This window comes from uncultured Dialister sp. (assembly GCF_900538805.1).
In the GTDB taxonomy this organism is placed as follows: domain Bacteria; phylum Bacillota; class Negativicutes; order Veillonellales; family Dialisteraceae; genus Dialister.
Genome location: NZ_UPZP01000004.1, coordinates 1 through 10,000 on the forward strand (window position 1 = coordinate 1; position 10,000 = coordinate 10,000).

7 protein-coding genes, 1 tRNA gene and 2 rRNA genes (1 of these 10 cut by a window edge) are annotated in these 10,000 nt (G+C 51.3%); 2 read left to right on the forward strand and 8 right to left on the reverse strand.

The window, feature by feature from the left end; translation table 11 throughout:
• Position 1: 1 nt before the first annotated feature.
• A tRNA-Val gene (locus QZQ29_RS00815) sits at positions 2 to 77 on the forward strand.
• A gap of 263 nt (positions 78 to 340) precedes the next feature.
• On the opposite strand, the gene larA is transcribed toward QZQ29_RS00815, so the two are convergent.
• The 4 genes from larA to QZQ29_RS00835 form a co-directional block, all read right to left on the reverse strand.
• Entirely contained in the window at positions 341 to 1,588 is a 1,248-nt protein-coding gene (larA, locus tag QZQ29_RS00820; RefSeq protein ID WP_296958544.1) for a nickel-dependent lactate racemase, read from the reverse strand.
• Between the two features lie 162 nt (positions 1,589 to 1,750).
• On the reverse strand, positions 1,751 to 2,782 hold the full coding sequence (locus tag QZQ29_RS00825) for a 3-deoxy-7-phosphoheptulonate synthase (protein WP_296958547.1): 1,032 nt from the start codon (positions 2,780 to 2,782) through the stop codon (positions 1,751 to 1,753).
• Between the two features lie 26 nt (positions 2,783 to 2,808).
• Positions 2,809 to 3,081, reverse strand: a complete 273-nt coding sequence (locus QZQ29_RS00830) for a TIGR04076 family protein (protein WP_296958548.1) — start codon at positions 3,079 to 3,081, stop codon at positions 2,809 to 2,811.
• The gene (locus QZQ29_RS00835) at positions 3,060 to 3,899 is read right to left on the reverse strand and encodes a PfkB family carbohydrate kinase (RefSeq protein WP_296958550.1); all 840 of its coding nucleotides are present in this window, start codon (positions 3,897 to 3,899) and stop codon (positions 3,060 to 3,062) included. The genes QZQ29_RS00830 and QZQ29_RS00835 overlap by 22 nt, the downstream gene beginning before the upstream one ends.
• Before the next feature lie 125 nt (positions 3,900 to 4,024).
• Here QZQ29_RS00835 and QZQ29_RS00840 point away from each other — a divergent pair, with 125 nt between their 5' ends.
• Complete coding sequence (locus QZQ29_RS00840; RefSeq protein ID WP_296958552.1) at positions 4,025 to 4,840, forward strand: DNA glycosylase; 816 nt, start codon at positions 4,025 to 4,027, stop codon at positions 4,838 to 4,840.
• 4 nt (positions 4,841 to 4,844) lie between these two features.
• Here the strand turns inward: QZQ29_RS00840 and QZQ29_RS00845 are convergent, their stop codons facing one another.
• From QZQ29_RS00845 to QZQ29_RS00860, 4 genes are all read right to left on the reverse strand, one after another.
• Positions 4,845 to 5,267 carry a hypothetical protein gene (locus tag QZQ29_RS00845; protein ID WP_296958553.1) on the reverse strand — a complete coding sequence of 141 codons (423 nt, stop codon included), beginning with the start codon at positions 5,265 to 5,267 and terminating at the stop codon, positions 4,845 to 4,847.
• Positions 5,268 to 5,340: 73 nt separating this feature from the next.
• Positions 5,341 to 6,285, reverse strand: a complete 945-nt coding sequence (locus QZQ29_RS00850; protein WP_296958555.1) for an alpha/beta fold hydrolase — start codon at positions 6,283 to 6,285, stop codon at positions 5,341 to 5,343.
• A gap of 1,119 nt (positions 6,286 to 7,404) precedes the next feature.
• A 5S ribosomal RNA gene (gene rrf, locus QZQ29_RS00855) occupies positions 7,405 to 7,521 on the reverse strand.
• A gap of 80 nt (positions 7,522 to 7,601) precedes the next feature.
• Positions 7,602 to 10,000, reverse strand: a 23S ribosomal RNA gene (locus QZQ29_RS00860) (it continues 527 nt past the right edge of the window).

The following is a 10,000-nucleotide window of genomic DNA, read 5'->3' on the forward strand; positions in this document are numbered from 1 at the left end:
TGGGCGATTAGCTCAGCTGGGAGAGCGTCTGCCTTACAAGCAGAATGTCAGCAGTTCGATCCTGTTATCGCCCACCACAAAAAAAGACACTATGTGCTTCGCGCCGTAGTGTCTTTTTGTTTTACTTCCCCTGTCCTTCCTGCCCCATCGTCATTCTGAGCGCAGCGAAGAATCTTAGTACATACACCCATTGACTCCCCTATTTTTAAATACCGTTTAGCAGGAAGAACTTTTTATCAACATTTCACCATCGCACCAGTCAACTAGTCCACTAGCTCACTAGCACACCAGTCCACTAAAAAAGAGGACGCACCATCAGGGCATCCTCTTTTTTCATTTTTTATTCTTCCATGGGAAGGGTGGAGCCTCCCACGGGGATGACGTACACGCTGGCGTCCTTTCCCATCTTGTCCAGTGCAGCATCTACAGCCTGCTGCAGGTCATGGAAGGGAGTCATGTTTGCCTTAGTCACCATGGCATCATCCATATCGGTGACAAGGTAAATGCTGCATTTCTTCTGCACCAGGGCCAGGGCTGCCGATTTATGGCCGCCCAGTTCGAAGTGCTCATGAATGGCTTTGATTCTATCGTCGGGGGTATCATATTTCTGAATCCATTCACCGAAGACGCTGCTGCCGTAGCCTTCTTTACAGGAAGCAGAAACCACCATGATGCCGCCCTCTTTCACTGCATGCTTGGCATTGTCGATGGATTTCTGGGCCTGGTACAGGTTGATATCCTTCGGATAGCCGCCGGTGGAAACAATGACCACATCTGCGGGCTTGTCGATTTTGATTTTATAAATGCTGTCCAGGAAACGGCAGGCTTCCCGATGGGCCTCTATCCTGTCACCGGCAGCTGCAAAGGCAATCTTCTTATGGTCATCCAGGGCCACGTTGACGATGAAATCTACAGGACAGAAATTGTATACTTCCTCAATATCCTCGCGCACCGGATTTCCTTCCAGATGGCCGGCGTAAGCGCCAGGGCGGATCATGTTCTTATGGTTGGACTGGATGGCGTCATGGGAGGATACGCCGGGCATAATGGCCTTCATGCCGCCGGAGTAGCCTGCAAAATAATGGTATTCCACATTGCCTGTGAGGATTCGCCGGTCCGCCTCTGCCACGGTCTTGAAAATATCGACGGATGTTCCGTTTTTGCAGGTGCCCATGTGGATGCACTCTTCCGGGTCGCTGTCGATACACTTGATGCGGCTGTAAATGTCTTCTCCCACCAGTCTTTTCTTTTCCTCTTCCGTCTGCTTCCTGTGGGAGCCCAGGCCGAAGACGACGGTGATATCCTCATCCTTCACTCCTGCCTTTTCCAGTTCCTCCACCACGCATGGAACCATGACCCAGGAAGGAGCCGGGCGGGTCACGTCGCTGGCTACAATAACGATTTTCTCACCGGGCTTTACGATTTCAGAAAGCCTCGGCGTGCCGATGGGATGGGCCAGTGCCCGCCGTACTTCTGCGGCCTCCGACTCCACTGCCGGGCATTTTTTCGGGTTCAGTTCCACCGGATGGTGGCTGTCATCCACGTGAAAGGGCACATAATCCTTGAAATATTTAATTTTGAATTCCATTTCGTCCATCTCCTTATATATGGAAATATAGGGTTTACAGCGTCGTAACGATGTATTTCTATATTTTTATTATACCCTATTCTGCCAAAGAATCCCATAAAAAATGAATAAAATAGGCCCCTGCCTTTCGCAGGAGCCCTCTTTTCACCATATAAGGCAGTCTTATGCCATATCTGCCAGGGATAGAATCAAATCCCTGCTCTTTTCCCAGCCCAGGCAGGGGTCGGTGATGGATTTTCCGTAAACCCCTTCCCCGATTTTCTGGTTTCCATCTTCGATGTAGCTTTCAATCATGAGACCTTTCACCAGATGACGGATGTCCTCCGTATACTTCCGGCTGGCCATGACGTCCCGGGCAATGCGGATCTGCTCCATGTACTTCTTGCCGGAATTGTTATGATTGCAGTCCACCACGATGGCCGGATTCTGCAGATCCCTTTCGCCGTACATATCTGACACCTTCCGCAGGTTTTCATAGTGGTAGTTAGGCATGCTGGTACCGAAATGGTTCACGTAGCCCCGAAGGATGGCATGGGCCAGGGGATTGCCGGTGGTATGGACTTCCCATCCGTGGAAAAGGAAATCCTGCTCGCTCTGGGCAGCTTCGATGGAATTCATCATAACCGACAAATCGCCGGAAGTGGGGTTCTTCATGCCCACCGGAATGCCTGCGCCGCTGGCAATCATGCGGTGCAGCTGGTCTTCCACGGAACGGGCGCCGATGGCGCCGTAGGAAAGAAGGTCCGACAGGTAGCGGTGGTTTTCGGGATACAGGATTTCTTCGGCACAGGTAAAGCCGGTCTGTTCTATGACATGGACATGCATGCGGCGAATAGCCTTAATGCCTTCCATCATATTTTCCTTTCCCTCCGGGTCCGGCTGGTGGAGCATGCCCTTGTACCCCTTGCCGATGGTTCTGGGCTTATTGGTATATACCCGGGGAATGATGAAGAGCCTATCCTTGACCTCTTCCGCCACTTTGGCCAGGCGTGTGCAGTAATCCAGCACCGCCGGTTCATTGTCCGCCGAGCAGGGGCCGATAATGAGGAGGAATCGGTCATCCTTTCCTGTCATAATATCGGCAATTTCCCGGTCTCTCTTTTCTTTTAATTTCTGAAATTCCTTTTTCAGCGGAATTTCCTGTTTGATTTCCATAGGTTCCGGAAGTTTCCGGATGAACTGCATTTGTTCCATAGCGTCACCTTCAGCCAGGGATGAAATTATTCATCCACCTTTTCTATTTTGAATACATTAATGGTTTCCACATCGGGGCAGCAGAAGACGGCCGTCCCCTTCTCCTGTCCCGGCTGGGGAATTTCACCGCCGTAGCGGAGGATATCTATATAAGGAAAAGCTACGTGCATCACCATGGGGCATATCTGCCCCCGGTCCCTGTCGAAATCCCAGGAATCGCCCACTCTGTGGCCTCTATGGCAGGGGCATTTTCCCAGCCTGTCAATACAGGTAATCTTTATTTTCGGTCTTCTCGGCATGAATCAAGCACCTCCAAACAGTTTTCCACAGGAATTCCCTTGAAGGAATCGCCGCTGTTTCTGCTTAATACAATCATCTGACGGACCGCCAGCATGGCACGGTCCACGGAATCCATCATGGATACTCCGTTCATTACATTTCCCATGAATATGGCGGAAAAAATATCGCCGGTACCGGGGAAACGGACAGGAATCATATCAAAGGTCCTGAGGAAATATTCTCCCCTTTCCCCGTCAAAGCCGGCCACCGCATCTGAGCCGTCCACCTTCGCACTGGTAATGGCTACGGACCCATTCCCTATGCGATGAAGCTTTCCCAAAAGATTCTTCATGGCCACCCAGGAGAGCCCCTCCTTTTCATAGGGCTCTCCTGCAAGGAGGGCTGCTTCCGTATAATTGGGAACCATGTAGTCCGCCTGGGAAATCAGCCGCCCCATGCCCTCCACCGTCCGCTTGGTCAAGCCGTTATACAGACGGCCTTCATCCCCCATGATGGGGTCCACAAAAATTTTCGTTCCCTTCTCCCGCTCCCGACTGCAGTAATTGGCAATCATGGCAGCCTGGGTGGGGGAGACGATAAAGCCTGTGGAAATGGCGTCAAAAGAAAAGCCCAGGGACTTCCACACCCCCAGCGTATTCCTCATATATTCCGTAGTATCCAGAATTTCAAAGCGCCCGTAGTCCAGCGTATTGGAAACAAGGGCTGTAGGCAGATTATACACATGATGGCCCATATGCGTCAGCACCGGCATCATAGCCGCCAGCGCCACCTCTCCGTATCCCGGCAGGTCATTGACCAGTAACAGCTGTTTTCCCAAAATATCCCTCTTTCCTGCAATGGTGTGCTTCTATTTTATCATATCTTTGAAAAAAGCATGTAAAAGAATATAATGAAACCAATGATTCATTCACAAGTCCCTGAAGTTTAAGAAAAGAGCACCTCATGCATATTTTTATCAAAGATGACTTTGACCTTCATAAAATCATACACAGCGGCCAGTGCTTCCGGGCCGTGGAAAAGGACAACGGTGTATTCCGTTTCACCACCAAAAGCCATGTCCTCTACATCCGTCATATCAAGGGCATCCATTATGATGTTTCCTGTTCCCGCTACCTTTGGACTCACGTGTGGAAGCCTTACTTTGACCTAAGCGAAAACTACCGGAACATCTGTAACACCATAGACAGAAATGACCTATACCTCCAAAAAGCGGCCGCCTACAGCAGGGGCATCCGAATCCTTAAACAGGACCCATGGGAAACCATGATTACCTTTATCATTTCCCAAAGGAAATCCATTCCTGCCATTTCCACCTCCGTGGAAAAACTGTGCCACATGGCTGGGAATCAAATCGAAACGCCAATGGAATCGGTCTACACCTTTCCTTCACCGGAAAAACTTGCCGCCCTGCCGGAAGAAGACCTCAGGGCCTGCTCTTTAGGCTACCGCATCCCCTATATCCACAAAACAGCGGAAATCATAAAAAAGTCGCCACACCTTTTCGAGGACATGGCGGCATATGATGATGAAAAACTGCTGGAAAGCCTTATGAACCTGCCTGGCATAGGCATCAAGGTGGCCAGCTGCATTGCCCTATTCAGCTTCCACCGCATTGCCCTGGCACCGGTGGACGTATGGATACAGCGGGTCATAGACCGCTTTTATGAGGGCAGAAATCCATTTCCTTCCTATGGAAACAGGGCCGGCATTATGCAGCAGTACCTTTTCTACTATGCCCAGAGCACAGGCATGAAATAAAAAATCAAAATTTCAAGCCCGCTTTTTTCAGCGTTTTGAAAGTGTAAGTCAGGATATGATACAAAGTCTCACTGTCTTCGGCGGTGAGATTTTTTTCATCCACATTTTTCAAATCCTTATAATAGAAACCCAGCTTCTTCTCCAGCTCCGCCCGGATTTCAGAAGGAGGAACCGAATCATCCTTCTTCCGGTCTCCGCTGTCCTTTGCCTCCTGCTTCAGGGATACAATCTCCGCCTCCAGCTGGAAAGCCTTTTCCTGCAGATTCTCATTTTCCTTACGAAGCGCTTCAATGGTCAGGTTCAATCCTTCATTGGCATCCCGTTCTTGGGAAAGATTCACCTCTAGACATTCCAATGTTCCCTTCAACGCTTCTATGGTATCCCTGGCCGCCAGGAATCCCTCCCGATTCACACCGTTTCCATTCATATATATACCTCCTGTCATACATGAAATGCTTTACCCTATTTTATCATACAAAGCAGTATTTAAAATAAAAACTTCAGGACCGCGCACTCACAAATTTCTTCACCACCTGCTTATAAGCGGGGCCATTGACTGCCATTTCCATGGTATGGGCAGCGCCGTCAAAAATATAAAGCTCCTTCACCGAACTGGAAGAATCAGCCAGAAGCTCATGGGCCGCCGAAGGCGGAACAAGCATATCCGCCCCGCCATGAAGAAAAAGGACCGGAGAAGCCATATGGGTCACCTGGGAAGCAGGGTCCACATCGGAAAGCAGTTTCCCTGTATGGAAAAACATGGCCGCCTGCATAAAAGGATTCAGCACATCCATCCCCAGCACCAGCCTGTCGTCACCGGTATAGGTCAGAATCTTATCCCTTCCAAGCTCCAGAAGATTTCCATAGGAACTGTCTGCCACAAAGAATTTCATCTGCTGCCCCTCCTTACTTCCGCTGTAAATCAAAGCCATGGCAGCGCCCAGGGAAATCCCATGAAAACCGATTTCCATGGAAGGGTTCTTAGACCGGAGGAAATCCACCCAGCCATTCATATCATCCACATCATGAATCCCCCAATCCGTCTGTCCCCCGCCGCTCTCCCCATGGCCGCGGAGATCCACGAGAAGAACATTGTATCCCATATCCTGGTACATAGAAATGTAGGGCACACACATGGAACGATTCTGGTAAAGACCATGAAGAAGGATAACCGCCTTCTTTCCTCCCTTCACTGTCTCAATATAAGTTCCCCGAAGCTCCGTCCCATCCTTAGAAGGCACCATCACCCGCTGCCAGCCATACCGCTCCTCCAGCCCATGCATCCGAGCCAGATCCGACCGATGATTCTGAATCCCCAAAATCCTGTCCCAGGGCGCCGTAAAAAGCTCCTCATAAGCAAGATTGCCAGCATAAAAGCCAAGAACTAAAGCAGCAGCAATAATAAGAATAATAAGCCACTTAAAAAGCTTAAAAAGAAAATGCATATTCATCACCTGAAACAAGTATAAACCATGAATAAGTGGTTTGGGAAGTACGGTGGAGGGAGGAGGCAAAAGGGAAGGCTCTTAAGATTGATGGGGCCGTCGGTCCAAAGGACTCTCAGGTTTAACGGGCTTTTGGACCAAGGGCTGTGGTATCGCCATTGGAGCCGCGCTGCGGCTCGAGTTCAGAGGGTTCAGAAGGTTCAAAGGGTTCAGAGGGGAAGGTATCGCCCTGCGGGCGATAAGTATGAAGTCAGCGTTACGGGATTTACTTTTATGTCAACACTGCTACATAACGGAGTGCTATGGCCTCCTTCCTTAGGAAGGAGGTGTCGCCGTAGGCGACGGAGGAACAGCGTGGATTAGACGATAGAAGTCAGAAATCAGACGTCAGACTACGTTACGTGCTTCCCTTCCCGCCCTCATCGTCATTCTGAGCCGAAGGCGAAGAATCTCGGTACGAGCAGTAAGTGTCAAAAATGCTCCTAAATACCAGTAGGCGGGAAGGAGCCGCCGGATGTAAAGAGAAAGGCAATCGACTGCCGGCATCCTGCTTCCTGCTGCCGGCTGGTTCCGGCGTGATGCCTTTGGATTCATCAGCAGGAACTGCATGGCGATGATTAGCGGCCTTCGGCCGCTTTCCCCCCTTTGGTGCCTTCGGCACCACCTTTCTCCACGGGAAAGCGTCTCACTTGCCACCCCGCAAAAGCGGGGGCACAACAACCCGTGCTATACCTTGAGCCACTTATGAACACTAAGGTTCGAGGAGCTTTATTGTCCCACCGCTTGCGGGGGGAAGGTGGTGGCACCAGCCACCAAAGGGGGCCGCCGCCGACAGGCGGCATACAAAATGGCGCCACAAGGCGCCGTACCTCCCCAGTGGAGCGGTACTATATAACTCCCTGGGCGGAGCCCTCAACCCGTCCGGAAGGCGAAGCCGATCCCGGACAGAACCCTTGGCGCCCAGGGCCGCAGGCCCGGCGGCGCCATCAACCCTCGGCCCGAAGGGCCGTCAACCTTCGGGAATACGGTAAGCACCGATTCCCCTCAAAAGCCCACTGCCTCAAATGATACGCACAGCAAAAAAGCACTAACGATTTCTCATTAGTGCTTTTTCAAGTTAATCAGCAGCTTCCTATCCTCCCGGGCCGCTTCCAGCCAAGTACTTTCGGCGTTTGTGAGCTTAACTACCGTGTTCGGCATGGGTACGGGTGTATCCTCACAGCTATCGCCACTGAATCTTTGAGAGTCTGTACTCTCAAAACTGTATAGAAGAAGTCCCGAAGGCTCTCGCCTCTGGTCGTGCTTTTCGTGAAATCTAAGCTAAGACCTCGACCTATTAGTACTGCGTCGCTCCATGGCTCGCGCCACTTCCACTCACAGCCTATCAACCTCATCGTCTTTAAGGGGTCTTACTCATTTCTGATGAGAAGTCTCATCTCGGGACGGGCTTCACGCTTAGATGCTTTCAGCGTTTATCCTTTCCGGATGCGGCTTTCCAGCCGTGCCACTGGCGTGACAACTGGTACACCGTTGATCCGTCCACTCCGGTCCTCTCGTACTAGGAGCAGCCTCCCTCAAACTTCTTGCGCCCGCGATGGATATGAACCAAACTGTCTCACGACGTTTTGAACCCAGCTCGCGTACCACTTTAATGGGCGAACAGCCCAACCCTTGGAACCTACTCCAGCTCCAGGATGTGATGAGCCGACATCGAGGTGCCAAACCTCCCCGTCGATATGAACTCTTGGGAGAGATTAGCCTGTTATCCCCAGGGTAGCTTTTATCCGTTGAGCGATGGCCTTTCCACTCAGTACCACCGGATCACTAAGCCCGACTTTCGTCTCTGCTCGACTTGTCTGTCTCGCAGTCAAGCTCCCTTCTGCCTTTGCACTCTTCGGCCGGTTTCTGTCCGGCCTGAGGGAACCTTTGGGCGCCTCCGTTACATTTTAGGAGGCGACCGCCCCAGTCAAACCGCCTGCCTGAGATGGTCCACGAGGTTGTTAGTCTCCGTGTTAGAATCTCAGCAACATAAGGGTGGTATCCCAACATCGGCTCTGTAACACCCAAAGGCATTACTTCTTCGCCTCCCACCTATCCTGTGCATATGTCACCGGGATTCAATCTCAAGCTGCAGTGAAGCTCCATGGGGTCTTTCTGTCCAGTCGCGGGTAACCTGCATCTTCACAGGTATTTCAATTTCACCGGGCCCCTCGTTGAGACAGTGCCCAAATCATTACGCCTTTCATGCGGGTCGGAACTTACCCGACAAGGAATTTCGCTACCTTAGGACCGTTATAGTTACGGCCGCCGTTCACTGGGGCTTCAGTTCGAAGCTTCGCTTTCGCTGACCTCTCTCCTTAACCTTCCAGCACCGGGCAGGCGTCAGCACCTATACTTCAGCTTTCGCTTTCGCAGGCACCTGTGTTTTTGGTAAACAGTTGCTTGGGCCTCTTTTCTGCCACCCTTTTCTGTTCCGGGGGTTTCTCCCTTTCGCCTACTCAGGGTCATCCTTCTCCCGAAGTTACGGATGCAATTTGCCGAGTTCCTTAACGAGGGTTTTCCCGCGCACCTTAGGATTCTCTCCCCGCCTACCTGTGTCGGTTTACGGTACGGGCGGATGTTGTCTCGCTAGAAGTTTTTCTTGGCAGTGTGGGATCCATGAGTTCGTCAAAGTCGCCTTTAACTCCCCATCATGTCTCTGCTTCTGGATAAGGGGATTTGCCTCCTTACCCGCATACGCACTTGGACGCGCTCTTCCAGCCGCGCGATCATGTGCCCTCCTGCGTCGCTCCTTCGCTCAAACGACTCCATCCGGTACAGGAATTTCAACCTGTTGTCCATCGCCTATGCGTCTCCGCCTCGGCTTAGGTCCCGACTTACCCTGAGTCGACGATCGTTGCTCAGGAACCCTCGGGCTTTCGGTGGAAAGGATTCTCACCTTTCTTTTCGATACTCATACCGGCATTCTCACTTCTTATATGTCCACATCTCCTTACGGTAATGCTTCTTCCTTATAAGAACGCTCCCCTACCCATGATATTGCTATCATGCCATAGCTTCGGTTCCGTGCTTGAGCCCCGGACATTTTCGGCGCAGCGTCTCTCGACCAGTGAGCTATTACGCACTCTTTGAATGGTGGCTGCTTCTGAGCCAACATCCTGGTTGTTTATGAAACGCCACATCCTTCGCCACTTAGCACGGCATTTGGGACCTTAGCTGATGATCTGGGCTGTTTCCCTTTTGACCACGGCCCTTATAAGTCGTAGTCTGACTCCCGAGTATAATTGCAGCCATTCGCAGTTTGACTGGGTTTGGTAACCGGGTAGGTCCCTCTCCTGATCAGTGCTCTACCGCCTGCAATCTCTCCTCGAGGCTAGCCCTAAAGCTATTTCGGGGAGAACCAGCTATCTCCACGTTCGATTGGAATTTCACCCCTACCCACACCTCATCCTAACCCTTTTCAACGGATATAGGTTCGGCCCTCCGCACATTTTTACCTGTGTTTCAGCCTGGACATGGGTAGATCACTGTGGTTTCGGGTCTATGCAATCCAACTTCTCGCCCTATTAAGACTCGCTTTCGCTTCGGCTCCGCATTTCCTGCTTAACCTTGCTGGACCTCATAACTCGCCGGTTCATTCTTCAATAGGCACGCCGTTGACCTTATTATTAAGCGGTCTCCGACTGCTTGTAAACATACGGTTTCAGGTTCTGTT